Annotated in this window: 24 protein-coding genes; 16 read left to right on the top strand and 8 right to left on the bottom strand. The window is 69.3% G+C overall.

Annotation, left to right across the window (positions count from 1 at the left end):
• Positions 1–4 precede the first annotated feature (4 nt).
• The 3 genes from AC3CBB_RS11375 to AC3CBB_RS11365 are packed head-to-tail and all read left to right on the top strand — an operon-like array spanning position 5 to position 3,208.
• Entirely contained in the window at positions 5–1,315 is a 1,311-nt protein-coding gene (locus tag AC3CBB_RS11375) for an ABC transporter substrate-binding protein (protein ID WP_488624648.1), read from the top strand.
• A gap of 25 nt (positions 1,316–1,340) precedes the next feature.
• Positions 1,341–2,279, top strand: a complete 939-nt coding sequence (locus tag AC3CBB_RS11370) for a carbohydrate ABC transporter permease (protein WP_488624647.1) — start codon at positions 1,341–1,343, stop codon at positions 2,277–2,279.
• Positions 2,276–3,208, top strand: a complete 933-nt coding sequence (locus AC3CBB_RS11365) for a carbohydrate ABC transporter permease (RefSeq protein ID WP_488624646.1) — start codon at positions 2,276–2,278, stop codon at positions 3,206–3,208. Before AC3CBB_RS11370 ends, AC3CBB_RS11365 begins: the two co-directional genes overlap by 4 nt.
• Before the next feature lie 152 nt (positions 3,209–3,360).
• On the opposite strand, the gene AC3CBB_RS11360 is transcribed toward AC3CBB_RS11365, so the two are convergent.
• Positions 3,361–4,611: an MFS transporter gene (locus tag AC3CBB_RS11360; protein WP_123505418.1), complete on the bottom strand. Its 1,251-nt coding sequence runs from the start codon at positions 4,609–4,611 to the stop codon at positions 3,361–3,363.
• Entirely contained in the window at positions 4,608–5,246 is a 639-nt protein-coding gene (locus AC3CBB_RS11355) for a GntR family transcriptional regulator (protein ID WP_488624645.1), read from the bottom strand. Before AC3CBB_RS11355 ends, AC3CBB_RS11360 begins: the two co-directional genes overlap by 4 nt.
• A 116-nt stretch (positions 5,247–5,362) precedes the next feature.
• Between AC3CBB_RS11355 and AC3CBB_RS11350 the strand changes: the two genes are divergently transcribed.
• The gene (locus tag AC3CBB_RS11350) at positions 5,363–5,980 is read left to right on the top strand and encodes a histidine phosphatase family protein (protein WP_488624644.1); all 618 of its coding nucleotides are present in this window, start codon (positions 5,363–5,365) and stop codon (positions 5,978–5,980) included.
• A gap of 69 nt (positions 5,981–6,049) precedes the next feature.
• Here the strand turns inward: AC3CBB_RS11350 and AC3CBB_RS11345 are convergent, their stop codons facing one another.
• Positions 6,050–7,018 (bottom strand): sugar-binding transcriptional regulator, encoded by a 969-nt coding sequence (locus tag AC3CBB_RS11345; RefSeq protein ID WP_123505415.1) that lies wholly within the window; start codon positions 7,016–7,018, stop codon positions 6,050–6,052.
• Positions 7,019–7,130: 112 nt separating this feature from the next.
• Here AC3CBB_RS11345 and AC3CBB_RS11340 point away from each other — a divergent pair, with 112 nt between their 5' ends.
• Positions 7,131–8,966 (top strand): glycerol-3-phosphate dehydrogenase/oxidase, encoded by a 1,836-nt coding sequence (locus AC3CBB_RS11340; RefSeq protein WP_488624643.1) that lies wholly within the window; start codon positions 7,131–7,133, stop codon positions 8,964–8,966.
• Positions 8,967–9,198: 232 nt separating this feature from the next.
• Here the strand turns inward: AC3CBB_RS11340 and AC3CBB_RS11335 are convergent, their stop codons facing one another.
• Together AC3CBB_RS11335 and AC3CBB_RS11330 are read right to left on the bottom strand one after the other, a co-directional pair.
• Complete coding sequence (locus AC3CBB_RS11335) at positions 9,199–10,680, bottom strand: SulP family inorganic anion transporter (protein ID WP_123505413.1); 1,482 nt, start codon at positions 10,678–10,680, stop codon at positions 9,199–9,201.
• A 119-nt stretch (positions 10,681–10,799) separates the two neighbouring features.
• A complete protein-coding gene (locus AC3CBB_RS11330) occupies positions 10,800–11,393 on the bottom strand; it encodes a helix-turn-helix domain-containing protein (RefSeq protein ID WP_488624642.1) in 594 nt (197 codons plus the stop codon).
• 49 nt (positions 11,394–11,442) lie between these two features.
• Here AC3CBB_RS11330 and AC3CBB_RS11325 point away from each other — a divergent pair, with 49 nt between their 5' ends.
• Positions 11,443–12,546 (top strand): NAD(P)/FAD-dependent oxidoreductase, encoded by a 1,104-nt coding sequence (locus AC3CBB_RS11325; protein ID WP_488624641.1) that lies wholly within the window; start codon positions 11,443–11,445, stop codon positions 12,544–12,546.
• A gap of 319 nt (positions 12,547–12,865) precedes the next feature.
• On the opposite strand, the gene AC3CBB_RS11320 is transcribed toward AC3CBB_RS11325, so the two are convergent.
• Entirely contained in the window at positions 12,866–14,392 is a 1,527-nt protein-coding gene (locus AC3CBB_RS11320) for an MFS transporter (protein WP_123505410.1), read from the bottom strand.
• 162 nt (positions 14,393–14,554) lie between these two features.
• Positions 14,555–15,145 (bottom strand): hypothetical protein, encoded by a 591-nt coding sequence (locus tag AC3CBB_RS11315; protein WP_488624640.1) that lies wholly within the window; start codon positions 15,143–15,145, stop codon positions 14,555–14,557.
• Between the two features lie 90 nt (positions 15,146–15,235).
• Here AC3CBB_RS11315 and AC3CBB_RS11310 point away from each other — a divergent pair, with 90 nt between their 5' ends.
• A complete protein-coding gene (locus tag AC3CBB_RS11310) occupies positions 15,236–15,760 on the top strand; it encodes a DinB family protein (RefSeq protein ID WP_488624639.1) in 525 nt (174 codons plus the stop codon).
• A 38-nt stretch (positions 15,761–15,798) separates the two neighbouring features.
• On the opposite strand, the gene AC3CBB_RS11305 is transcribed toward AC3CBB_RS11310, so the two are convergent.
• Complete coding sequence (locus AC3CBB_RS11305; protein ID WP_488624638.1) at positions 15,799–16,323, bottom strand: NUDIX hydrolase; 525 nt, start codon at positions 16,321–16,323, stop codon at positions 15,799–15,801.
• A 138-nt stretch (positions 16,324–16,461) separates the two neighbouring features.
• Between AC3CBB_RS11305 and AC3CBB_RS11300 the strand changes: the two genes are divergently transcribed.
• From AC3CBB_RS11300 to AC3CBB_RS11260, 9 genes are all read left to right on the top strand, one after another.
• Positions 16,462–16,932 carry a hypothetical protein gene (locus AC3CBB_RS11300; protein ID WP_123505406.1) on the top strand — a complete coding sequence of 157 codons (471 nt, stop codon included), beginning with the start codon at positions 16,462–16,464 and terminating at the stop codon, positions 16,930–16,932.
• A gap of 138 nt (positions 16,933–17,070) precedes the next feature.
• Complete coding sequence (cysK, locus tag AC3CBB_RS11295) at positions 17,071–18,042, top strand: cysteine synthase A (RefSeq protein WP_488624637.1); 972 nt, start codon at positions 17,071–17,073, stop codon at positions 18,040–18,042.
• Between the two features lie 2 nt (positions 18,043–18,044).
• Positions 18,045–18,575: a serine O-acetyltransferase gene (cysE, locus tag AC3CBB_RS11290; RefSeq protein ID WP_123505405.1), complete on the top strand. Its 531-nt coding sequence runs from the start codon at positions 18,045–18,047 to the stop codon at positions 18,573–18,575.
• Positions 18,576–18,631: 56 nt separating this feature from the next.
• A complete protein-coding gene (locus tag AC3CBB_RS11285; protein ID WP_488624636.1) occupies positions 18,632–19,780 on the top strand; it encodes an acyltransferase family protein in 1,149 nt (382 codons plus the stop codon).
• Positions 19,780–21,066, top strand: a complete 1,287-nt coding sequence (locus AC3CBB_RS11280; RefSeq protein ID WP_488626742.1) for a SufS family cysteine desulfurase — start codon at positions 19,780–19,782, stop codon at positions 21,064–21,066. The genes AC3CBB_RS11285 and AC3CBB_RS11280 overlap by 1 nt, the downstream gene beginning before the upstream one ends.
• Entirely contained in the window at positions 21,066–21,521 is a 456-nt protein-coding gene (sufU, locus tag AC3CBB_RS11275; RefSeq protein WP_123505403.1) for a Fe-S cluster assembly sulfur transfer protein SufU, read from the top strand. Before AC3CBB_RS11280 ends, sufU begins: the two co-directional genes overlap by 1 nt.
• A 165-nt stretch (positions 21,522–21,686) precedes the next feature.
• On the top strand, positions 21,687–23,027 hold the full coding sequence (locus AC3CBB_RS11270; protein ID WP_488624635.1) for an LCP family protein: 1,341 nt from the start codon (positions 21,687–21,689) through the stop codon (positions 23,025–23,027).
• A 55-nt stretch (positions 23,028–23,082) separates the two neighbouring features.
• Positions 23,083–23,661: an alpha/beta hydrolase gene (locus AC3CBB_RS11265; protein ID WP_123505401.1), complete on the top strand. Its 579-nt coding sequence runs from the start codon at positions 23,083–23,085 to the stop codon at positions 23,659–23,661.
• 439 nt (positions 23,662–24,100) lie between these two features.
• Positions 24,101–25,666: a glycosyltransferase family 39 protein gene (locus tag AC3CBB_RS11260; RefSeq protein WP_488624634.1), complete on the top strand. Its 1,566-nt coding sequence runs from the start codon at positions 24,101–24,103 to the stop codon at positions 25,664–25,666.
• The last annotated feature ends 16 nt before the right edge of the window (positions 25,667–25,682 follow it).

The raw sequence follows: 25,682 nt of genomic DNA, 5'->3' as shown, positions 1-25,682 counted from the left end.
CGCCATGGCCGTCGACAGGAGAACGTTTCTGGCGGGGTCCGTTATCGGAGCAGCGTCGCTCGCACTCGCAGGATGTGCGGGCACGCTGCCTCGGATCGACTCCTCGGCAGCAGGCTTCACCAAGAAGGCCACCGGCACCATCAACGTGTGGTGCCGCTCCGCGACGCAGGCAGGCCTCGTCGCCCTCGTCGCCGACTTCAACAAGTCGCACGGCGACCTCAAGGTCGAGCTCACGCCCGTGCCGGACGGGCAGTACGTGACCAAGCTCGCCACCGCGATCCGAGGCGGCGAGCCGCCCGACGTCGTCGACATGGACGACATCAACTCGTCGCTGTTCATCTTCCGCGACGTGTTCGCCGATCTGACGAGCGTCGTCGAGGCGCTCCCGTACTACGACAAGCTCTCGACCGGGCACATGGGGCTGCTGAAGCACGACGGGAAGATCTTCGGGGTGCCGTACCTCGCCGACAACTCGATGCTGTTCTACAACAGCGAGCTGCTCCAGAAGGCGGACGTCGACCCGGCCTCCCTGTCGACGGGCTTCGACGGGCTCCTCGCCGCGGCGAAGAGCGTGCAGAAGCTCGGCGGCGACGTGTTCGGCTGGACCCTGTCGGGCAACGCCGCCGGCATCCTCGGGTTCACGGTGCAGCCGCACATCTGGGCGACCGGGAGCGACATGCAGAAGGGGCCGATCGGCAAGCAGCAGGGCAACATCGTCGGCAACGACGCCCTCGAGCAGACGCTGTCGTTCTACCGTCAGCTCTGGACCGACAAGCTCGTCTCCCGCAACGCCTACAGCGACGCCGGGCAGACGTGGGGCGCCGACTTCCGGGCCGGCACCGTCGGGCTCATGCCCGTGTCGTACGGCGCGATCGCGGCGTCGACCCCGGAGATGATGAAGAAGATCGGCGCCGTGCTCCTGCCCGGCCCCACGGGCGGCGCCGCCTTCTTCGACGGCGGCGACAACATGTGCATCCCGAACGGCGCCAAGAACGCGCCGGGCGGGTGGGAGTTCATGAAGTACGCCACCGCCACGAAGACGCAGTCGAACCTCCCGGCCGGCGGCTACTTCCCGATCCGCTCCGATGTGCTGACCCCCGAGTACGAGGCGAAGTACCCGCTGTCGGTGCTGCCGCTGGAGAACATCGACAAGGGCTACGCGCCGCAGACGCTGGCGTACAACCTGCTCTACAACCAGCCGTCGAGCCCGTTCTTCTCGATGTTCCGGGAGGCCGTGTTCGGCAGCGGCGTCACCCAGGCGATGAAGACCGGGCAGATCGCCTGGGATCGCATCCTCGACCAGGCCCAGGCCTGACCCACTCGCACAAGGAGGTGCAGAAGTGTCCACAACAACCGTCAGGCCGCCGCTCGCGTCTGATCGTCAGCCGCCGCCGCCGCGCAGACGCGCGTCGCTCACCCATCCGCCGCGCACCGGCTTCGCGCTCGTCACGCCAGCGATGCTCTTCGTCGTCGTCTTCGTGGTGGCGCCGCTGATCGTCGCGATCTACATCTCGCTGACCAACTGGCCGCTTATCGGCAGCTACCGCTTCATCGGCCTGGAGAACTACTTCAAGCTCTTCCAAGACCCGGCGTTCGTGCAGTCGATCGGCTACACCCTGCTGTACACGGCGATCGTCACGGTGCCGATCCTCGCGGTCGGGTACTTCCTGGCCGTGCTGGTGCGGTCGAAGCGACGCGGGGCGACGCTGCTCCGCACGATCTTCTTCCTGCCGTTCGTCGTCGGGCTCTCGACGCTGAGCTTCATGCTCGTGCTCGAGGCGCAGCCGTCGTCGGGCCTAGTGAACGTGCTGCTGAAGCTGCTCCACATCACCGACGGCACCACGGCGTGGCTCGTCAACGGACCGCTCGCCACCGGCCTGATCTGCGTGTTCGTGGTGTGGGCCGTCTCGGGCCTGACGATGGTGCTCGTCATGAGCGCCATGCAGGGCATCCCCGACGAGATCTACGAGGCCGCGTCGCTCGAGGGGGCGAGCTGGTGGCAGCAGGAGCGCCTCATCACGATCCCGATCATCCGCAACACGCTCGCCCTGAGCGTCATCATCTCGGTCACCGGTTCGCTTCTCGCCTTCACGCAGTTCTACATCCTGACGCAGGGCGGCCCCGGAACCGAGACCCAGACCATCGTCGGCTACATCTACAACCGCGCGTTCGTGCAGCTCCAGCTGGGCGCGGCGACCGCCGAGGCCTTCGCGCTGATCATCGTGATCGGCCTCGTGACCGCGTTCCAGTTCTGGGCGCTGAGGGAGAAGGACGAATGACCGCACTCGCAGGCCGCGTCTCCGAGACGTCGCCGTCGACGGATCCGTCGCCACGCAGCCTGAAGCATCATCAGGGCACCGTCGACCACCCGCGCGACACCCGGGTCAAGCGCACGCTCTACGCCATTGCAGGAATCGGCTCGGCGCTCATCTTCGGCGTGCCGCTCCTGATCGCGATCATGCGGGCCTTCCAGCCGAACGCCGTCATCACGGCGGCTCCGACCTGGGCGACCTTCTGGAACTTCGGCTTCGAGAACTTCCAGGCCATCTTCAGCCCGTCGTCGCATCTGCTGACGGGCCTCGTGAACAGCCTGATCGTCGCCATCTCGACGGCCGTCATCACCGCGGTCGTCGCGACGATGGCCGGCTACGGGTTCTCGAAGTTCCGGTTCCGCGGCTCGAAGGCCGTCTTCGGGCTCGTGCTGCTCACCATGATGGTGCCGTTCCAGGCCATCCTGACTCCGCTCTACCTGCAGCTGAACGCGATGCACCTGACGAACTCGCTTGCGGGCCTCGTGCTGTTCTACGTCACGGTCAACCTGCCGTTCGGCACCTTCGTGATGCGGAACGCCTTCGACGCCATCCCCGACGAGCTCGAAGACTCGGCGCTCGTCGACGGTGCGAGCCGCACCCGGGTCATCGTCACGGTGTTGCGGCCGCTGCTGCTGCCGGGAGCGGCCACCGCGGCCCTCTACGCTTTTCTGGCGGCGTGGACCGAGTTCCTGGGCGCCTTGACCTTCCTGACGAAGGACTCGCTCTACACCCTGCCGGTCGCCCTGCTCAATCTGCAGACGGGCACGTACGGTCAGGTCAACTACGGCACCCTCGTCGCCGGCTCCGTGATCGCGATGATCCCGTGCATCGCGCTCTACGTCGGTCTGCAGCGGTTCTACGTGGCGGGCCTGTCGTCGGGTGCGCTGAAGGGGTAGCGCTCCGGCGGGCGGCGAGGTGAGGGGTCGCTGGTTGTCGGCGCAGGGGTGCTTTGCCGACAACCAGCGACTCCTCACCGCCCGGGTTGGGGCGGGGCTCGCGGTGCGGGGGCGCGCGCCCGCACGCGCGCGCCCCGACGGCCCCGAGCCGCTCAGGCCAGCGGCAGGTGCTTCCGCGACGACACCAGCACGAGCACGAACGACGCCAGCGCCAGCCCGACGGCCACCGTCAGGATGGTCAGCACGGGCACCGCGGAGGCGAGTGCCGCGATGACGGCGGGGGCGAGGAAGCCGGCGTAGGCGATCGCGTAGAAGACACCGGTCAGGCCGGCGAGGTCGCGAGTTCCTGCGATCGTCTGAACTTCCTGAAGACCTGACACCAGGCCGATGCCCATGCCGAAGCCGATGACGACGTCAGCAGCGAGGCCGACCCAGATCGACTGGGTGGCGATCGCGGCGATGACGATGACGAGTCCGACCCCGATGAACGCGACCATCGTCGCGAGTCCGCGAGCGCTGGACGTCGAGTGGACACGGCGCGCGAGCGGCTGAAAGGCCGACGAGACACCGAGTGCCACGACGGTCGCGGCGGTCGCGAACACGAGACCCCACGATCCGGTCGCCCCGCGGAGCTGCGTCGGCAGATAGCCGTAGCCGATGGCCGCGCCGGCGAAGATCCACGGGCACGAGATCGCGACAACGCGCACGAAGCGGCGGTGCTTGGCCGACGGCACTGTGAGCTGCTTCCACCACGGTCCGGCGAGGCCGCTGCCCGACTGCGTCTCAGGAGCCCGCAGCACCACCAGGATGAACGGCAGGGTCACCATGATGTGAATCAGGAAGGGCAGCACCTCAGGAATCGGCCCCCACTGCGCGATCAGGCCTGCAACGAGGGCACCGGCGCCTGAGCCCAGCGTGAAGGCGAGCGACGCGCGGCGAGCACCGGCGGCACGGTCGGCCGTCGGGTCGAAGCGGCCCTGCGAGAGCTCCTTGATCCAGCTGTTTCCGACGGCCATGGCGACGCCGACCGTCGCTCCTGAGAAGAGGCGACCGATCAGCAGGAACTCGGGACCCATCGGCCCGCAGGCCAGCAGCCCGCTCCCGACGACGGCGGACACCAGCCCCGCCAGCATCAGCGGCTTGCGGCCGTGGCGGTCCGACAGCGAACCGGCGATCAGGAGCGCCGGCGCGAGACCGAGCACGTACACGCCCAGGAACGCGTTCACGAGCACGGAGCTGTAGTGCTGCCGGTCTTCGTACATCAGGAGGAGGGGGCTGAACTGGTTGCCGCCCCACGACGAGACGAAGACGGCGCCCCAGAGGAGAAGCCACGTGCGGGGCTTCGCGGTTCCTGCGCCCGCGACCGTCGTCGCGCGGACCGAGCCGGTGTCGACCGCGCTCACAGCAGGCCCCTCAGGATGCCGACGTGGCGGGCGAGGACCGCCGCGTAGGCATCGGCGTCGCGCCGCGCGACGGCGTCGGCCAGCGCCTCGTGATCGTGGAGTGTGACCGCGAGGTGATCAGGACGCACACGGGTGAGGTGATGACGGAGGCGATGGGCTCGGTCGTGCAGGAGGCGGGAGAAGTGCGCGGCGATCGGATTGCGGCTCGCCAGCACGACGGCGGTGTGGAAAGCGTCGTCGGCTTCGAGGAAGGCGTCCGTGTCTCCCGCCGATAGCGCTTCGCGCTGCGCCGTCAGGAGGGTCCTGAGCACGGCTACGAGCTCGGTCGCGTCGGAGGCGACGGCGCGCCGGGCGGCCGCCGCCTCGACGGCCTCGCGCATCTCGACGACGTCATCGGCCTCGCTCGGCGACATCGGCCGGACGACGGCGCCCTTGCGCGACTCAAGCGTCAGGAGCTCCTCCGCGGCGAGGCGGAGGAACGCCTCGTGCACGGGCGTGCGGCTGAGCCCGAGCTCCTGGCAGACGGTGATCTCGCTCAGGGAGGAGCCGCCGGGCAGGTCGCCGCGGATGATCCGGCGCTTGGTGTCGAGGTACGCGCGCTCGGCGGCGCTCGTGTCGGGAGGGGTCGCTGTCACGGGACGAGCATACGTTGCATGCAACGATGCATGCAATGCGTGGAAGCGGCCGGACGTTGCTTATTCAGGGCATCTGCACGGCACCCGTCGCGGATGCCCGGCCCTACGCTGAGGGGGTGAGAATTCTCCTGATTCGGCACGCTCAGACCACGGCCAACGCCGGCGGCATCCTCTCGACCGCCGCCCCCGGCCCCGAGCTGACTGAGCTCGGCCGCGCGCAGGCCGAGGCGCTCGTCGATCGCCTGGCGCACGAGTCGATCGCCGGCATCTACGTCTCGTCGCTGCAGCGCACCGCGCAGACGGCCGCGCCCCTCGGCCGCGCCCGGGGGCTGGAGATCGAGGTCGTCGACGGCGTGCACGAGATCGAGGCCGGCGACTTCGAGGGCACGAACGACACCGACTCGATGACCGCCTACCTTGCGCCGATCCGCCGATGGGCCGAGGGCGACCTCGCGGCGACGGTCCCGGGGGCCTACGACGGATCGCACTTCCTCGGCCGGTTCGACGGCGCGCTCGCCGCGATCGCCGAGAGGCACGACGACGACTCGACGGTGGCCGTGGTGTCGCACGCGGGATCGATCCGCGTCTGGCTCGGCGGCCGCGCGACGAACCTCGACCCGGCGTTCTCGGTCGCCCACTCGCTCGACAACGCCGGGGTGATCGAGCTGTCGGGGTCTCCTGACGGAGGGTGGCGCGTCGACGCGTGGCAGGGCGAGGCGGTGCAGGCCTACTGAGTTCGGGGTGGGCGGCGGGTGCGAGTTCCTGCGCCCCGGGCTCTGTTGCGTCTCAGGCTCTGGTGCTGCTCAGGCGCCGAGCAGCGCCCGCGCCGTGCTCTCGTCGATGATCAGGTCGGTGACGAGGCCGGCCGCGAGAGCCCCGCGAATACCCGGCACCTTCGACGTGCCGGCGACCACGCAGACGCGGCGCGGCGCCCGGCGGATCGTTGCGAACTCAGGACCCGACGCGCGCTTGTTCAGCTCGATGTCGCTCGACGAGCCGTCCTCCCTCAGGAAGACGGTCGCCACGTCGCCCACGACGCCGTCGCGCCGCAGGCTCTCGTGGTCGGCATCCTCCAGGTAGCCGCCGGAGTAGACGTGGCTCGGCACGAGGGCCGACGGGGCTCCGATGCCGAACAGCACGACGTCCATCGACTCCTGAAGCTCGAGCACCCGCTTGGTGCTGCGCTCACGCCAGAGGGCGAGCTTCGTGTCGGGGTCGTCGAAGAACGCCGGCACGGGGAACTGCTGCACCTGCGCACCGAACGCGTCTCCGAACCGGCGCAGGATCTCACTCGCGTAGACGATGCCGGTCGTGCGGGTGTTGGCAGCGCCGTTCAGCTGCACGATCATCGAGCCGTGCGTCGACTTGGGCACGAGGTAGCGGCTGATCGCGCTGACCGTCGAGCCCCAGGCGATGCCGACGACCATGTTCGAGTCGACGAACGGCGTGAGAATTCGTGCAGCCGACAGGGCTACGCGGTCGAGCCGATCGACGTCGGTGGTCTGGTCGGGGATCGGCACGACGTGGGCGACGACGTTGTACCGACGGTGCAGGGCGTCGCTCACGACGGTCGCCTGATCGAGCGGCGACTTGATCTGGATGTCGACGAGGCCGGTCTCCCGCGCGAAACTCAGGAGGCGCGACACGGACGATCGCGACGTTCCGAGCTCGCGAGCGATCGCCTCCATCGTGAGGTCCTGGAGATAGTAGAGATGCGATGCGCGCAAGGCGTCCTGAGTGCGGTCTGACGCGGTTGAATCAGGAAGAGTCATGAGTGCCTCCGTCTGCACGTATGTGCACAGGCCTTGACCACTCGCGCGCACACGTCAAGTATGGCTGTGTTCAGCATCACCAGTTCCACTGAGATCGAAGAGGACAGAGCCAGTGACCGAGTCGAAGAAGACAGAAGCGGGCAAGCTCCGCGCCAACGTGTCGCGAATCGTGGATCGGCCGTCGGCCCAGGTCCTGATCATCGGCGGCGGCATCAACGGAATCGCGACGTTCCGCGACCTGGCGCTGCAGGGCGTCGACGTCGTGCTCGTCGAGCGCAACGACTACGCGTCGGGCGCTTCGGCCGCGTCGAGCCACATGATCCACGGCGGCATCCGCTACCTCGAGAACGGCGAGTTCCGTCTCGTCCGCGAGTCGGTCGAGGAGCGCAACGGCCTCCTGAAGATCGCACCCCACTACGTCAAGCCGCTTCAGACCACGATGCCGATCTTCTCGACGTTCTCCGGTCTGATGAACGCGCCCCTGCGCATGCTCACGCACAAGCAGCGTTCCACCAAGGAGCGCGGCGCCGTCCTGATCAAGGTCGGCATGACCCTGTACGACTCCTTCTCGCGTGACGGCGGCACCGTCCCGCGTCACAAGTTCCTGACGCGGTCTGCGGCCCTCCGCGATATGCCCGCCCTGAACAAGAACCTCAAGTACACCGGCACCTACTACGACGCCTCCGTGCACGAGCCCGAGCGTCTCGCCCTCGACGTCCTGAAGGACGGCCTCGCCGCCGGCAACCGCGGCGCCGCCGGAGCCACCTCCCGCAGCGCGAACTACGTCGAAGCGGTCGGCGCTCAGGACGGCGGCGTGCTCCTGCGCGACGTCGTGTCGGGCACGGAGTTCGTCGTCACCGCCGATGTCGTCGTCAACGCCTCCGGGCCCTGGACCGACCTCACCAACGAGGTCTTCGGCGCGACGTCGCAGTTCATGGGCGGCACCAAGGGCTCGCACATCGTCGTCGACCACCCCGAGCTCCTCAAGGCCACCAACGGCCGCGAGCTGTTCTTCGAGAACAACGACGGCCGCATCGTCCTGATCTACCCGCTCAAGGGCCGCGTCCTGATCGGGACGACCGACCTCGAGGCCGACATGAGCCAGCCCGCAGTCTGCACCGAGGAGGAGGTCGACTACTTCTTCGACCTCGTGAAGCACGTCTTCCCGAAGATCACGATCACGCGCGACGACATCGTCTACCGCTACTCGGGCGTGCGCCCGCTGCCGAAGCACGACGACCTCGCCGCCGGCTTCGTGTCGCGCGACTACCGCATCGTCGAGACCGACGTCGCCTCGCTGCCGAAGTCGAAGGTGCTGTCGCTCGTCGGCGGCAAGTGGACCACCTTCCGCGCCCTCTCGGCGCACCTCTCGACCGAGGCCACCACGCGCCTCGGCGTCGGACGCACCGTCGACACCGCGGGCATGCCCATCGGCGGCGGCAAGGACTTCCCGACGCTGCCCGGCGACCGCGCCAAGTGGATTACCGAGCACCAGGGCGGCCTGGATCGCGCTCAGGTCGACCGCCTCCTGACCCGTTACGGAACGCGCGCCGAAGAGGTCATCCAGACGCTCCTCGACCAGCCGTCCGAGGCCCTCGCGAGCGATGCCGACTTCACCGAGGCCGAGATCGCCTACTTCGCCGAGCACGAGGACGCCGTCCACCTGGTCGACGTCATCCTGCGCCGCACGAACCTCGCGTTCGTGGGCGGCGTGACACACGAGGTCCTCGCTGAGATCGCCGGAATCCTGCAGGGCTCACTCGGCTGGACCGACGAGGCGCGTGACGCCGAGATCGCGGACACCGTCGAGATCCTGAAGACGTTCCACGGCGTCGAGGTCTCGTCGCAGGATGCCCCCGCCGGCTCGTCGGCCCAGTCGCCTGCCGCTGCCCCCGCCGAGGCCGAGAGCCCCGTGTCGGCCGCGGCCTCCGGCTCGCCCCAGGCGTAAGCCGCCCACGACCCGCGGCCCCGCCGCCCGGACTTGCGAGAGGTTCGGGTGGCGGGGCCGCGTTCGTCGTGCGCGGTGCGGACTCAGGTGATGTGGGCGGGCAGAGCGTGCGATCGCCGAGTCCGCGGTGGGCGCGGTGCGGTTCTCCTGAATCGCGACGTGCGTCGGGAGGCGAGGCGCCGAGTTCCTGCGCCCTGATCAGTGCACGGGCGCAGGAACTCCGCGCTCCGCGCTAGCCGCCGAGCCTGCCCGTCAGGCGGCCATGGAACGCCTGCGACCTCTCGTCGAGGCCCTCGATCGCTACGGTCTTGCCGAGCGCGGCGTACTTCGTCTCGATCGAGTCGAGAGCGGCGACGGTCGACGCATCCCACACCTGGGCGGCCGTGAGGTCGATCGTGACGTTCTCAGGATCTTCGGCGTAGGCGAACCGCTCGACGAGGTCGTTGGACGAGCCGAAGAACAAGGGTCCTGACACGGCGTATCGCACGGCCTCGCCCACGGAAGCGCGATCCACCTGAATGACGTGCGCGACTCGGCGCGCGAACAAGACCATCGCGAGCACGACGCCGACGAGCACTCCGAGCGCGAGGTTGTTCGACACCACCACCACCACGACGGTCACGACCATGACGATTGTCTCGGGGACGGGCATGCGGCGAAGGGTCGACGGCTTCACGCTGTGCCAGTCGACCGTCGTGATGGCCACGATCATCATGACCGCGGCCAGAGCCACCATGGGGATCTGCGCCATGACCCCCGCCAGACCCGTGACGAGCGCGAGCAGGAAGAGCCCGGCCACCGCCGTCGAGACTCGCGTCCGCGCGCCGCCGGTCTTCACGTTCAGGATGGTCTGGCCGATCATGGCGCAGCCGGCGATGCCTCCGTAGAACCCCGCCGCGATGTTCGCGACGCCGAGCGCCCACGACTCCTTGCCCTTGTGGGAGCGAGTCTCGGTCAGGTCGTCGACGAGCTTCGCCGTCAGGAGGGTCTCCATCAGGCCGACGAACGCCACGCTGATGGCGGTCGGCCAGATGATCGACAGCGTCGTCAGGTTCAGCGGAACGAGCAGCTGCGTCAGGCCGGGAAGGCCTCCGCTGAGGGGTCCTTCGTCGCCCACGTTCGGCACGTCGGCACCGCCGAAGATGACGATCGCCGTCACCAGCACGATCGCGACGAGCGGCGCCGGCACGGCTTTCGTGAAGCGCGGCAGGATCAGGATCACCGCGAGCGTCAGGGCGAACAGCACGTAGGCCAGCCACGGCACGTCGATGACGTGCCGCACCTGCGCGACGAAGATCAGGATGCCGAGCGCGTTGACGAAGCCGATCATGACGCTGCGGGGGATGAAGCGCATCAGACGCGCGAGCCCCGCGGTGCCGAAGACGATCTGCACGATTCCTGCCAGAACGACCGTCGGCAGCACGTACTTGACCCCGTGCTCGTGAACCAGAGGCGCGATCACGAGCGCGACCGACCCGGCGGCGGCCGTCACGACTCCCGGTCGGCCGCCGAGCACGGTCATCACCAGAGTCAGGACGATCGACGCCACGAGGCTGACCAGCGGGTCCACTCCGGCGACGACCGAGAACGAGATCACCTCGGGAACGAGCGCGAGCGTCGTGACGATGCCCGCCAGCGCCTCGCGGGTGAGCAGGCGCGGGTTCTTCAGGACGTCGAGCACGCCGATCGGGCGGTCGAGGGCAGGCGTGATCATGGCGTCTTTCGGGTGCGGTCGAAGGTGATGCAGGAACTCGGGGCAGTCGTCAGATCAGGCGGCACCCGGTCGATTCGGGGCGCACCGTTGCGCCAGTGTCAGGATACGCGGCCACCGGGTCAGCTCCGCACGTGCATCCGCTCCCCCTGCCGCCCGAACAGGCTCAGGAATTCGACGGCGCGCTGGTCGGCGCGGCCGAACCAGTGGGGTGTCGTGGTGTCGAACTCGGCCGCCTCGCCTGACTCCAGGACCATGTCGCGGTCGCCGACGATCAGCCGCAGGCGACCGCGGATCACGTAGACCCACTCGTGGCCCTCGTGCGTGCGCGGAGTGGGGTCGCGGTCGTCAGCGCTTCGGGTGCCGTCCGTGCTTTCGGCGAACAAGTGCTTGAAGACCTGAACGCCTGACGCGCCGCGCGACAGCGGCAGGATCGTCTGGCCGTGCCGGCGGACCGGCTTGATATGAATGCGCGGGTCTCCGGTCTGCGGTGCGCCGACCAGATCGTCGAGCGGGACGCCGTGCGCTCGGGCGAGGGGGAGGAGGAGCTCGAGAGTCGGCTTGCGGCCGCCCGACTCCAGCCGCGAGAGCGTGCTCACCGAGATCCCGGTCTCCGTGGACAGATCGGCGAGGGTCACGTCGCGCTGCTGACGGAGGGCTCGGAGGCGGGTGCCGACGGCGTCGAGCACCGCGCGCGTGGGGTCGAGGTTTGCCATATCGGCAAGGTTAGTTGCCGTCCGGACTCGTGTCGACTGAGGATGAGCCATGATCGATTCAGTCCCAGCCGTGTCCGGAGATGCGAACCCCTACGACGTCATCGTCATCGGCGGAGGTGCAGCCGGCCTGGGTTCCGCGCTGACGCTTGCCCGAGCGCGCCGACGCGTCCTCGTCGTCGATTCGGGTGAGCCGCGCAACGCCCGTGCAGAGGGCGTCCACAATTTCCTCACCCGCGACGGGATGACCCCGCTCGACCTCGTGGCCGCGGGTCGCGCCGAGGTCGAGTCGTATGGCGGCATCGTTCGCGAGGGGGTCGTGGTCGCGGCGCGTGGCGATGTGGCGCGGGGGTTCGAAGTGGATGTGGTGGCGTCTGCTGCGGGTCGTGCGGGTGCGGGTGCGGGTGCGGGCGGCGTCGCCGGTGCTGGGGGCGGTCCCGGATCGGGCGATGGTGCGGGGGCACGCCGAGTTGCGTCGGCCGACTCAGGAATGCTGACGCTGCGCGCCCGTCGCCTCGTGGTCACCACGGGAATCACGGACGAGCTTCCTGAGGTCGCGGGCCTCGACGCCCGCTTCGGCCGCGACGTCATCCATTGTCCGTACTGCCACGGCTGGGAGGTCCGCGACCTGCCGATCGCCGTCATCGGCGTCAACACGTTCGCCACGCACCAGGCGCTTCTCTTCTCGCAGTGGTCGCCTGACGTGACCCTCGTGGTGCACGACCCGTCGGCGGCGCCTGGCCCCGACGACCGAGAGCGGCTCGCCGCGCGAGGCGTCCGCGTCGTCGAGGGCGGCCCGATCGAGTCAATCCGTGTCGACGGCGATGCGCTCACTGGCCTGCGACTCGTCAGTGGGAACGTCGTCGACGCTCGGGCCGCCGCAGTCATGCCGACCGCCGTCGCCCGAGCCGGGTTCGTCGCCGACCTCGGGCTCGACCTCGCGCCCGTGCCGATGGGTGCTGGGACGTGGATCGAGGTCGACGCGGCGCAGGGCACCTCGGTCGCCGGGGTGCGGGCCGCGGGGAACGTGACGGACTCTTCCCAGCAGGTGGTCGCCGCCGCCGCGGGTGGCGTCCTCGCGGGGGCGCGGGCCAACTTCGACCTGCTGGAGGAGGACACAGCGGCCCTCGTCGCCGAGGCGCGGGCCGGCGCCTGACGGCGCGGGCCGGCCACCGCGTCACACGCGGAGCCGAGCTTCCACCTCGCCGAGAGTGCACTTTTTGTCGAAAAACGTCCCCCGGGGCGACAAAAGTTGCACTTTCGCCGCAAGCGCGGGCCCTCACGTCGACGTCGACGTCGACGTCGACGTCGGCTTCGGCATCGACGCAGCCGGGGCCCACCGCGACCGCGACCGCCGCCGCCACAGCCCCTCACAGCCAGGCCGCCGCCACCCGCACACGCAGAACGGCCCCGGGCACGACACGCAGAACGGCCCCGGGCACCAAGCCCGGGGCCGTTCCGTACTGCGGTGAGCGCTAGTGCGCGGCGACCGGCACGTCGCTGCCGCTGTGCTCGCCGGCGGCAGCGACCTCGGCCTGACGGACGCCGTGGGGGCGGATCAGGAGTCCGCCGATGAGCGCGATGATCAGGAAGACGCCCGTCGCGATCCAGAAGGCCAGGTGGTACCCGGAGAGCGTCGCGTTGGCGAGGTCGGTCGGGGTGCGACCGTGGTCGTCGAGGTAGGACGTGATGGCGTTCGCGCTGAGGGTCGAGAGGAGCGCCGTTCCGATGGAGCCGCCGATCTGCTGCGCCGTGTTGACGGTGGCCGAGGCCACGCCGGCGTCCTCGCGAGCGACGCCCGAGGTGGCGGTGTTCATGGCCGACGAGAAGATCAGGCCCATTCCGAGGCCCATGACGATGAGGCCGGGAAGGACGACGCCCGCGTAGCTGGAATCGAGGCCGATCCGCGTCAGGAGTGCGAGGCCGCCGGCGGCGATGAGGGCGCCGACGAAGATCAGCAGACGCGGCCCGACGCGCGGCAGCAGGCGGCTGCCGAACAAGGTGGCGCTGAACATGATCGACAGCGGCATCGGGAGGAACGCCACGCCGGTCTTGAGCGACGAGAAGTTCAGCGTCTGCTCCATGTAGTAGGTCAGGAACAGGAACACTGCGAACATGCCGATTCCGGCGAGGCCGACTGTGAGGTACGCGCCGCCGCGGTCGCGGTTCAGGATGACCCGGAGCGGGAGCAGCGGGTGCTTGACGCGCTGCTGGATCAGGACGAACGCGATCAGGAGGACGACGCCGGCCGCGAGGCAGGCGATCGTGACCGGGTCGCTCCACGAGCTGGTCTCGGCGTTCGAGAAGCCGTAGACGATTCCGACGAGCCCGGCCGTGACCGTGACGACGCCGGGGACATCGACCTTGGGCTTGTGAGCGACGACGCCGCGCGCCTTCAGGAACACGATCGCGCCGACGAGGGCGAGGACTGCGAAGACCACGTTGACGAAGAGGCAGAAGCGCCAGGAGGTGTACTCGGTGAGCACACCGCCGAGGAGGAGGCCGACGGCCGCTCCCGAACCGGCGATGGCGCCGAAGATGGCGAACGCCTTGCTGCGCTCCTTGGGCTCCGTGAAGCTCGTCGTCATGATGCCGAGCGCGGACGGGGCGAGCAGCGCGCCGAACACGCCCTGCAGAGCACGAGCGGCGACGAGAGCGCCGAACGAGTCGGCGGCCCCGCCCAGGACGGAAGCACCGGCGAAGCCGACGAGCCCGATGATGAAGGTCGTGCGGCGACCGAAGATGTCCGAGAGGCGGCCGCCGAGCAGGAGGAGGCTGCCGAACGCGAGCGAGTAGGCCGTGACGATCCACTGGCGGTTGTCGTTCGAGAAACCCAGGTCGGCCTGTGCCGAAGGGAGAGCGATGTTCACGATGGTGGCATCGAGAACGACCATCAGCTGAGCCAGCCCGACGATCGCCAGGATGATCCACTTGTGGTCGCGGGCGGCGGGTGCCGGCGACGAGTTCGGTGCCGCGGTCGCGGCAGAGGTGGTCGAGGTCATTGCATCCTGACGGTCGTGAAAACGGGAGGGAGAAAAGAAGAGGCGTTCACCGTTGGACGCAGTCGCGAGGCTACGGGGAGCCACCGACACTCGGACTCCAAGCGTGCAGTCACCGCAATCATTCCCTGATTCGCGGGAAATCCTCAGAGAGTTACAGAGAGTTCACGAACGGGCCTTGCCCGATGCACTCGCCGCGAGGGTGGCGAGGTCGATGTCCAGCAGCAGCTTGACTCGCTCGTCTCGCCCCTCGCCGTAGCCGACGTCCGGCACGACGACGCTGGTGACGTGGCTCATGATGGCCCCGCCGATGTCGTTCCAGGCTCGGTCTCGCGCGGCGAGGACGATCTCGTCGACGTAGGCGTCATCGGCCGCCAGGGTCTCGAGACGCGAGGCGATCGTCGTGTAGATGGTCTGTCGCGAGGCGAGTGCAGTGTTGTCGTCGGCACGGTAGTCGAACTGGTGGCGCGAGCGTCCGCTCGACTTGAGCGCCTTGGCCCGCGTGTCGACCATGCGGCCGGCGAGCTCCACCTGCTCCTCGGCGAGGTGCGCCAGCTCGTCGCGCACGGCGACGGCTGTCTCGACGACGTCGAACGACTCCTGCTCGCGGAGCGCGCTCACGATGATCCGGTTCGCGACGGCGATCGTGGCCGCCGACTTCGCGATGAGCAGACCGTCGGCGACGGCGCCCTCGACCTCTGCGGGGTCGACGGTCTCCGCCGCGAGGCGGGCGCGCTTGGACTTGGATCTCACCACCCCTCAACGCTAGCGCGACTGGCGGTGGTTCGACGATGCGTGGCAGTCCGAGCAGGCGCGGATGTCGGCGGGCACCCCTACTGTCGTCGCATGGCGATCACCCCCGACGCGAAGAACTGGACCTGGGTCCTCGAGAGGCCGTGCGCTGACTGCGGCTACAACTCCGGCGCGACGGCGTTCGACGACGTGCCGCGTCTCGTGCGAGAGAACGCCGCCGCGTGGCGGCCACGCCTCGCAGAGCCCGACGCGCGAGACCGACCCGACGACGCGACGTGGTCGCCTCTCGAGTACGGCGCACACGTCCGCGACGTCTTCCGCGTCTTCTCGACGCGCCTTCAGCTCATGCTCGACGACGACGCCCCGACGTTCCCCGACTGGGACCAAGATGCCACCGCCGTCACCGACGACTACGCGTCGCAAGAACCGACCGTGGTCGCCGACGAGCTGCTCGCGTCGGCAGCGAGAATCGCCGACGCGTTCGAGGCCGTGCGCCCCGAGCAGCTGCCGCGCACGGGGCTGCGCTCCGACGGCAGCGGGTTCACAGTCGCATCTCTCGCCCTCTACTTCGTCCACGACCCGATTCATCACCTGCACGACGTGACGGCGACGTCCTGAGACGAGAGAAGCGCAGGAACTCGGGGCACTCACCCCGCTCAGACCGAGAACGCCGCTTCCGGGCCACCCGTCAGCGCTGCGGTGACGCGCTCCGTCATGTCGGCGCTCATGGCCGGCATCGCATCCGCAGCGTACCACCGCGCCTCGGTGTTCTCGCCGTCGGCCGGCCGGGGGTCGCCCGAGACATAGCGGCAGACGAAGGTGTGGTCGATGTACTGGGCGCGGTCGCCGTTGGGATACGTGATCTCGTCGGTGACGCCGATTCGAGCGAGCCGGACGGGCACGACGACGAGGTCGGCCTCCTCGAGCACTTCGCGAGCAGCGGCTGCGGCGGGCTGCTCTCCGGGATCGATGATGCCGGTCACGGGTGTCCACGCACCCGTGTCGGTCCGCTTCACCAGCAGGATCTCCGCCGAAGCCGAAGCCGAAGCCGAAGCCGAAGCCGAAGAAGTCCGCGGCGACCTGTCCAGGTCGCGCACGACGACGGCGGTCACGCCGGTGAGCCAGAGCGGCGCGGTCCCGATCTTCTCGCGGAGGGCAAGGACGAATTCGGGGGTGGCCATGCGGGCAGGCTAGCAAGCGACGCGCCCGGGAACCCCGTGAATTGGGGGCACGATGCCCCGGACGGGGGACTCCCCGGGGTTGGTTGCACCCGGGAACATAAACGTGGGCCCGACGGGCGGGCCCAGGGGAGTTCCATCGTGACCATCGTCAATCCTTCGGCAGCCGACGCGCTGCGCGAGATCGAGCTGCCGTCGTCGTGCCTCAAGGCCGGCAACGGGCGAGGCGTGCCCATGCGCCGCTACTCCATGCTCGACTCCACCCTTCTTCTCACCGCGGTCCAGTCGATCGTCATCGCCACGCTGCTTCCGCTCGAGGGCAACGTCAAGCTCGCCGCGATCATCCTCGGCGTCGTCTTCACCGCCATCGCCGCCGTCATCAGCCGCCGCCGTGCCATCCGCAGCAAGGCCGTCCGCGACGAGCGCGCCGCGATCATCCGCTGGCTCGCGATCCACACGCCGCTCGACCACCGCAGCCGCCTCGCGCTCGCCTGGGCCGAGCCGCAGGAGATCGGCGACCGCCAATACGAGTTCCGCTCCCTGACGGGCGGGCGGCAGCTCTCGCTCATCATCGACCTCGACATCCAGGTCGCATCGCTCGCGACCCTGTAGGGCGGGGTCGCCGGCACGGCGGGCCTCGACGGCGGGCTGCGAGTTCCTGCGCCCGTGGTCTGTGGAGAACTCCGGCGGCGAATCGGCGCCCGAGCCTAGAATCGTCTCGCCCGGCAATCGCGACGAAACGAGACGACAGTGACCCCGACGACAGCGTCAGACGCAATCGCAGTAACCCCGAAGATCTTCGGTGACATCACCAAGGCCTTCGGCAACACCCCCCTGGTTCGAATCAACAAGCTCGGCGGCTCCGAGCGGGCCGAGATCCTCGGCAAGCTCGAGTTCTACAACCCGGGCAGCAGCGTCAAAGACCGTCTCGGCGTCGCCATCGTCGACGCCGCCGAGGCCTCGGGCGAGCTGACCGCCGGCGGAACGATCGTCGAGGGCACGAGCGGCAACACCGGAATCGCCCTGGCCCTCGTCGGCGCTGCGCGCGGCTACCGGGTCGTCATCACGATGCCCGAGACGATGAGCGTCGAACGACGCGTGCTGATGCGGGCGTTCGGTGCCGAGATCGTGCTCACGCCGGGTGGCGAGGGCATGCGCGGCGCACACGACCGAGCCGAGCAGATCGTCGCCGAGACCCCCGGTGCCGTGCTGGCGCACCAGTTCGAGACGCTCGCCAACGCCGAGATCCACCGCACCACGACGGCGCAGGAGATCCTCCGCGACACCGACGGCAAGGTCGACATCTTCATCGCCGGCGTCGGAACAGGCGGCACGATCACGGGTGTCGGCCAGGTTCTCAAGGAGAAGGTCCCCGGCGTCCAGATCGTCGCGGTCGAGCCCGCCGACTCGCCCCTGCTCTCGCAGGGCAAGGCCGGCCCGCACAAGATCGCCGGCATCGGCGCGAACTTCGTGCCCGAGGTGCTCGACACCAGCGTCTACGACGAGGTCTTCCCGGTCGAGCTCGACGACGCCCTCCGCGTGGCGCGTGAGCTCGCCAGCGAAGAGGGAATCCTCAGCGGCATCTCGTCTGGAGCGATCATGCACGCGGCCCTCGAGATCGCGAAGCGTCCTGAGAACGCTGGCAAGCGCATCGTCGCGATCGTCTGCGACACCGGTGAGCGCTACCTCTCGACGGTGCTGTTCAGCGACCTGACGGACTAGGGGTGCGGCTGATCGCGCGCCTGCGCGACGACGTCCGTGCCGTCCGGCGCGGCGACCCTGCGGCGCGCGGCACGGCCGAGATCGTCATCGTCTACTCCGGGCTGCACGCCGTCTGGGCCTACCGGTTGACGTCGAGACTGTGGCGCGAGCGGCCCTTCCCGGGTGCCCGCTTCGCTGCCCGACTGGGGTCGCAGACGGCACGTTGGCTCACCGGCATCGAGATCCATCCGGGCGCGTCGATCGGCGACCGCCTCTTCATCGACCACGGCATGGGCGTCGTGATCGGCGAGACGGCTGTCATCGGCGATGACGTGCTGATGTACCACGGGGTCACTCTCGGTGGTCGGGGCATCTCCGGGTCAGCCCGTCGGCACCCGACCGTCGGCGATGGCGTCATGATCGGAGCGGGGGCCGCGATCCTCGGGCCGGTCACGGTCGGCTCGGGCGCACGCGTCGGAGCCGGGGCCGTCGTGACGGCCGATGTGGCTCCGGGGGCGACCGTCGGCGGCGTCCCAGCGAAGCCCCTCGACTGAGCTCGGTCGGGGGACGGACTCAGCAAGCACTTACGACCAGGGAGTTCACTGTTCTAATGGCGCCCTCCACCCGAAGTCCCGCCCGAATCCTCCCCCTCGACGGACTCCGCACCCTCGCGATCCTCGCAGTAGTGCTCTACCACCTGCACGTGCCCGGGTTCTCCGGCGGCTTCGTCGGCGTCAACGTCTTCTTCGTGCTCTCGGGTTTCCTGATCACGTCGCTTCTGCTCGACGAGCACCGCAAGTCGGCGACCATCAACCTGGGCCGCTTCTGGGTGCGCCGCATCCTGCGCCTGTATCCGACTCTCCTCGTCGTAGTCGTCGTCGGTGTCTCGCTCTGGTTCCTGGTCGGCGACTACGGCTACTCCGACGTGGGTGCCGCCAGTGGCGCCCTCATCGCGCTCACTTACACGGGCAACTTCATGCGCGCCTTCGGCCACGTGTCGCAGGGCGTCTTCGCCCCCGGCTGGAGCCTCGCGATGGAGGAGCAGTTCTACCTCGTATGGCCGCCGATCCTGCTCCTGATGCTGTCGCGGGGCATCCGCCGCCGCACCGTCGCCTGGATCGGCGCCGGCGCCGTCGTCGTGTCGTGCACCCTCGCCGCGGTGTTCTACGACGCCCCGTCCGGCATCGCCACTCCCGACATCTACTTCAGCCCGGTCTCGAACCTCGCCCCGCTGATGATGGGCTGCGTGCTGGCGCTCGCCCTCACTCACGAGCGGGTCCGCATCTTCTTCTCCGGCCGCATGTCGATGATCTCGTCGAGCCTCGGGTTCGCCGGCATCCTGGCAGTCCTCTTCCTGATGCCAGACGACTGGAAACAGGACGCAGGAACATTCGCCCTCACTCTGCCGACCGCCGGTCTGGCGACGACCCTCCTCGTCGCCGGGGTCAGCCAGGGGTTGCGCACGACGCCCGTCGGAGCACTCCTCTCCTGGCGTCCCATGGCCTGGTTCGGCCGCAACGTCTCCTACTCGCTGTACCTGTGGCACATGATCGTCCTGGCGCTGCTCGAGCCGTACGTGCACGGACTGGGTGGCAAGTTCCTGCTGCTGGGAGCGTCGTGCGCCGTGGCCGTCGGAAGCCACTTCGCGATCGAGCGCCCCTTCCTGAAGGTCAAGAAGCGGTTCGAGCCGGCCTCGTGGTCGCGGCCTGTGGAGAACCCTCGCCCGACTCAGCCGAGTATGCAATCGTTGAAGGTGTGATCAGCACCTCCTCGTCTTCCGTCGGCTCCCTCAGTCGCTACCGCGCCGACTTCCCCGGCCTTCAGCAGGAGGTCAACGGCGAACCGCTCGCGTACCTCGACTCGGGCGCGACCGCGCAACGGCCGTCGGCGGTGCTGGATGTCGAGAGGCGGTTCCTCGAGACGACGAACGCCGCAGTCCACCGCGGCGCTCATACCCTGGCCGCCTTGGCGACCGAGGCGTACGAAGAGGCTCGCGAGACTGTCGCTCGCTTCGTCGGCGCCCGGTCGAGCGATGAGATCGTCTGGACGTCGAACGCCACCGACGCGCTCAACCTCGTCGCCTACGGCATGGGCAACGCGACTCTGGGTCGCGGCGGACCTGAGGCGAGCCGCTTCGTCCTGGCTCCCGGCGACGAGATCCTCGTCACCGAGGCCGAGCATCACGCCAACCTCGTCCCCTGGCAGGAACTCGCAGCTCGCACCGGCGCGACGTTCCGCTACGTGCCCGTGCACGACGACGGCACCTGGTCGATCGACGACGCGGCTGCGGCCCTGACCGATCGCACCCGGGTCTTCGCCTTCGCGCACGTCTCGAATGTCACCGGACACGTCGCTCCCGTCGCCGAGCTCGCCGAGCTCGCGCACGGCGTGGGTGCCCTCGTCGTGCTCGACGCCTGCCAGTCGGCTCCGCATCGCGCGCTCGACCTGGTCGGCCTCGGCGTCGACTTCGCCGCCTTCTCGGCGCACAAGATGCTCGGCCCGACCGGCATAGGCGTGCTCTGGGGGCGTGAGGAGCTGCTCGACGCCCTGCCGCCGTTCCGCACCGGCGGCTCGATGATCACGACCGTGACCATGGAGTCGTCGAGCTTTCTGCCATCACCCGCGCGGTTCGAGGCCGGCACGCAGCCGGTGTCCCAGTCCATCGCACTCGCCGAGGCGGTCCGCTACCTGGAGCGCGTCGGGCTCGACGCCATCGACGAGCACGAGGCGCGCCTCGGCCAGCGTCTGGTCGACGAGCTCGGTGCCCTGCCCGGTGTCCGCGTCGTCGGCCCCGCTTCGGGCGTCGCGCGTGCCGGTCTGGCGAGCTTCGACGTGGCCGGTGTCCACGCCCATGACGTCGGGCAGTTCCTCGACGCGCAGGGGATCGCGGTGCGCGTAGGCCACCACTGCGCGCAGCCGCTGCATCGCCGGCTCGGGCTGACAGCGACTACGCGCGCCTCGACCTACCTCTACTCGACCGACGACGAGATCGACCGCCTGGTGCAGGGCGTCTCCGAGGTCCGCGCCTACTTCGGAGCCGAGTGATGTCCGACGCACTCGCAGGCCTCTATCAGCAGGTGATCCTCGACCACGCCAAGGCACGGACCGGCGACCGCGAGCTGCCGGGTGCCGACGCGGAGCACTATGAGCGCAACCCCACGTGCGGTGACGAGATCACCGTCCGGGTCGTGATGGAGCCCGGCACCGACACCATCCGCGAACTCGCGTGGCAGGGCGACGGCTGCTCCATCTCCATGGCGTCGGCATCGGTCCTCGCCGACATCGCGCCCGGCCTCACCCTCGCTGAGCTGGCCGAGCGCACCGAGGCGTTCCGGGGCATGATGCGTTCGAAGGGCGCGGGCGAACCCGACGAAGACCTTCTCGGCGACGCGGTCGCGTTCCAGGGCGTCTCGAAGTTCGTCATGCGCGTGAAGTGCGCGATGCTCTCGTGGGTCGCCGCCGAGGCGTGCTCGACTCAGCTCGTCGCCAAGGTTCGCTAGCCCGTCACAACGGTCTGCACCGGCGGACACGCCCGGTCGGCGGGCGTCCTTCCGCAGAAAACTCCCACCCGTCGCTTAGCCTGTGGAATCACCGGCGACGGCGGCCGCCAGGCGATGTCATGCGCCCGGCGAACTGCTGAGACGTCGGCCGACGCAGGGAGCGGGATGGCGCAGGAGAGCAAGGTCGCGCAGGGCGGCAAGGTCGCGCAGGTCAAGCACGGTCAGCTCAGGCGGCCGCATCCCGTCGCGTCGCTGCTGCGCCTGGTCGCCGTCGTGGTCGCCGTGGGGCTCGTCTCGTCCGCCTGCGTCGTCGCCTACGCGGCCCATGATGTCGTGACGACCGCTGCGCCGCCCGTCCACATCCCCCACCTCCCCGGGCATACGGCCGAGCCTCTGCCCGAGGCGCCGGCCGGGCAGACCGTCGGCGAGGTCAACATGCTTCTCATCGGCACCGACACCCGGACCGGGCAGGGCCAGGACTACTCCGACTCCGCGAATCAGGACGCCAGTACGGGCGCCGGCAACAACGACGTCAACATCCTGCTGCACATCTCGAAGGACCACTCGAGCATCTCCGTCGTGAGCTTCCCCCGTGACCTGATGATCCCGATCCCGTCCTGCCCGACAGCCTCAGGCGGCTACTCGTACTCGAGCAGCAAGGCCATGCTGAACACGGCCCTCAGCCGCGGCGGCGACGACCGGCACGGTCTCGCCTGCGCCGTCCTGACGATCGAGCAGCTGACCGGGCTCGACATCCCCTATGCGGCGAGCGTCACTTTCGCCGGCACCAGCGCGATCTCCACCGCGATCGGAGGCGTCACCGTCTGCCTCGCGACGCCGATTCAGGACGACAACGTCGATCCGCCGCTCGACCTGAAAGCAGGCGAGCAGACCGTGGTCGGCGACGAGGCCCTGTCGTTCCTGCGCAGTCGCCACGGAGTGGGAGACGGAAGCGACCTCGGCCGCATCAGCAACCAGCAGGTCTTCATGTCGTCGCTGGCTCGCCAGCTCACGAGCTCCTCGACGTACGCGAACCCCTTCAAGCTGTTCGCGATCGCCTCGGCGGCCTCGAAGAACATGCTCCTCTCCGACACGCTCAACGTGAAGACGCTGATCGGAATCGTCCAGGCCGTGCAGACGGTGGGCCTGTCGAACATGGTCTTCGTGCAGTACCCGGTCGGGGAGGACCCCGACGACAGCAACCGCGTCGTGCCGAACGCGTACGCGGCCGGGCAGCTGAATCAGGCGCTCATCGCCGACCGGCCGATCGTCCTGACGGGCACGACCGGAGACGCCGCCGAGACCGACCCGTCGAGCACGCCGTCGACGGGGGCCACCTCGCCTCCATCGACGCCCGCGTCTCCCGGATCGACCTCGCCAGCCACGACGCCACCGGCCTCCACGCCCGCGAAGACCACGGCTCCCTCCGCGTCGGTCACTCTGCCGCCGTCGGTCACGGGGCAGACCGCCGCGCAGAAGACCTGCTCCAAGAAGGGGCAGTACTAGCGTCACGTTTCGTCACGTTGCGCGGGCCCACCCCCGGGCGTCGGATGATCGTCAGGTGACTTCATCGACCCGCGGAACCGTCGTCGTCCTCGGCGGCGGCGACCCGGGCGGCGACCTCGGGCATGTCGTCGACGCCCTGGCGCTCGCCGGGTTCCGGGTCGAGACGCTTCCTGACGTCACGCCCGATATTGAGTCCGCGCGGGCCGCGGTCGTCCGGGCCTTCGACGACACGGCCAACGACCTGCCGCGCGTTCTGGTGGGCTCCGGAGTCGGTGCGACCCTCGCAGCGGGCCTCGCCGCGTCGCGTCCCATCGGCATCGAGGCCCTCGTGCTGGCGAACGTCGTGACCGCGTCGTCGCGGGGCGTCGAGCTCCCGGACGGCATCGCCCTGCCGGCCGCCCGCTCCGTCCGCCAGCCGACGCTGGTCTTCCACGGCGATCGCGACGCCGTGACCGACATCGCCGACGCGGCCAGTTGGGCGACCCAGCTGCCGTTCGGCGTCGTGCGCGTCGTCCACGGCGGCGGGCACGACGTGCTCGGCGGGGAGTCTCGACGGTCGGTGGCCGCGGCGATCGTGCTGTTCGTGGAGCGGCAGCGCGCCGGGGCGCCGGTGCTGACGGACGGGTTCGCGTAGTTCCTGCGTCCTGCGTCCTGCGCCGTGCGCCGTGCGCCGTGCGCCGTGCGCCGTGCGCCGTGCGCCCTGCGAGTCGCGCGCACCCGCCCGCAACTCAGGCGATCTGCTCGCCGCGCGCCGCATCCACGAGGATCGCGACGCTCGCTGGAGCACAACGCCTGAGTCGGCTGCGTTCATCAGGTGAACGAGGACGGCTCGGACACGCGGGCGAGGTCGCCGTAGCAAGGCGTGACGGCGCCGACGACGCGGGCGGGCTCGAGCAGGGTCGCGCGTCCTGAGCCCCCGCGCGTCCCGACTTCGACGTGCGGCGCTCCTGCGGCGCGAATCGCGCTCGACGGCACCCGACTGCGACTAAAGGATGTCGGCTGTTCTGACGATTCCCAGGTGGTGTTTGCCCATTCTTAGGATTGTCTTGGGACGCATCCTGTTTTCTGGACGGGTGAGTTCTTCCCCCGCCATCGCGCGCCTGTCTCCCGCGCCGCTCCGCTCAGGCCGGGTCGCGCACCGCCGCGGCGACCTCCGCCTCGGCTGGGCACTCGGGCTGTTCGCCTGGGCCCTGGCCTCCGCGTGGTCGTGGGTGCCGTCGTTCTGGGGTGACGAGGCGGCGAGCGTTCTCTCGGCCGAGCGGCCGCTCCCGAGCCTCTTCCGGATGCTGGGCCACGTCGACGCCGTCCACGGGACGTACTACCTCGGCCTGCACTTCTGGATCGAGGTGTTCGGCGCCTCGCCGTTCTCCGTCAGGACGCCTGCCGCGATCGCGACGGGCCTCGCCGCCGTCGGGCTGTACTTCCTGGTCCGCGAGCTCCGCTCCCGTCGGGTCGCTGTCACCGCGGCTCTGCTCTTCGCCGTCGTGCCGCGAACGATCGCGTTCAGCGACGAGACGCGCGCCTACGCCTTCAGTGCCGCCATCGCCGCCTGGTCGCTCTTCCTGCTGGTGCGGCTGGTCGGCCGCGGCGTCACCTCGAAGCGATGGTGGCTGGGCTACGGCCTGCTCTTCGCGGCGGGTGTCTACACATTCCTGTACTTCGGGCTCTTCGTCGTCGTTCACGCGCTTGTCCTGCTCCAGGCCCGGGTGCCACGCGACATCCTGAGACGGTGGGCGCTTGCGACAGCCGGCGCGGTGATCGCGGCGGCTCCTGTCATCGTCTTCGGCCTCGGGCAGCACGATCAGGTCGGGTTCCTCGCGCGCCGCGAGACGGTGACGCCGCACTCGATCCTCGTCACGACCTGGTTCGGCGAGTGGTGGTTCGCGGCGATCGCCTGGGTTCTGATCGTGACGGCGGTCGCGTTCTTCGTCGTCGACCTCGTCCGCGACCGCCGAGTCGACCTGGGCGCGGCCGAAGTGGGCCGCCCCCGGCCGATCAGCCTGACCTGGCTGGGCATGGCCTGGTTTGTCGGCCCTCTCCTCATCCTGATGGCCGGCAACCTCGTGGTGGCCGACTTCACCCCTCGCTACCTCTCGTACTCCGCGCCCGCGGCGGGTCTTCTGATGGCCATCGGACTCGTCCGGATCGCAGGACTGATCGGCCGCGCCCGACCGCGCCGCACTCTCGTCGCGACCATAACCGGCGTGGCGCTGGTCTTGGGCGTCGCAGCGCCGATCTACGCCGCCTCCCGCACGCCGTACGCGAAGAACAACACGGGATGGCAGTCCATCAGCGAGGTCGTCGGCACCAGCGCGCGCGCCGGCGATGCCGTCGTGTTCGACGAGTCCACGCGGCCGTCACGCCTGGTCCGGCTCTCGATGTACCTCTATCCGGCCGGCTACCGGGGCCTCCGAGACGTCACTCTCGAGACGCCGTACGCCGACACGAACTCTTGGCACGACTCCGTCTACACGGTCGATGAGGCTCTGAGACACGACCGCTTCGACGGCGTCACGACCGTCTGGCTCGTCGAGTACGGCGACGACGACTACGGCCTGAAATCGCTGCAGGACGCCGGCTACGCAATCGCCTCGACGCACACGGCGCACAACGCGACGATCCTCGAGCTGACGAAGTAGCCGGAGGCGGTGCGGG

Source organism: Frondihabitans sp. OV104, assembly GCF_057787745.1.
Note: the sequence above shows the minus strand (reverse complement) of the source record. Positions and strands in the feature narration are given on the sequence as shown.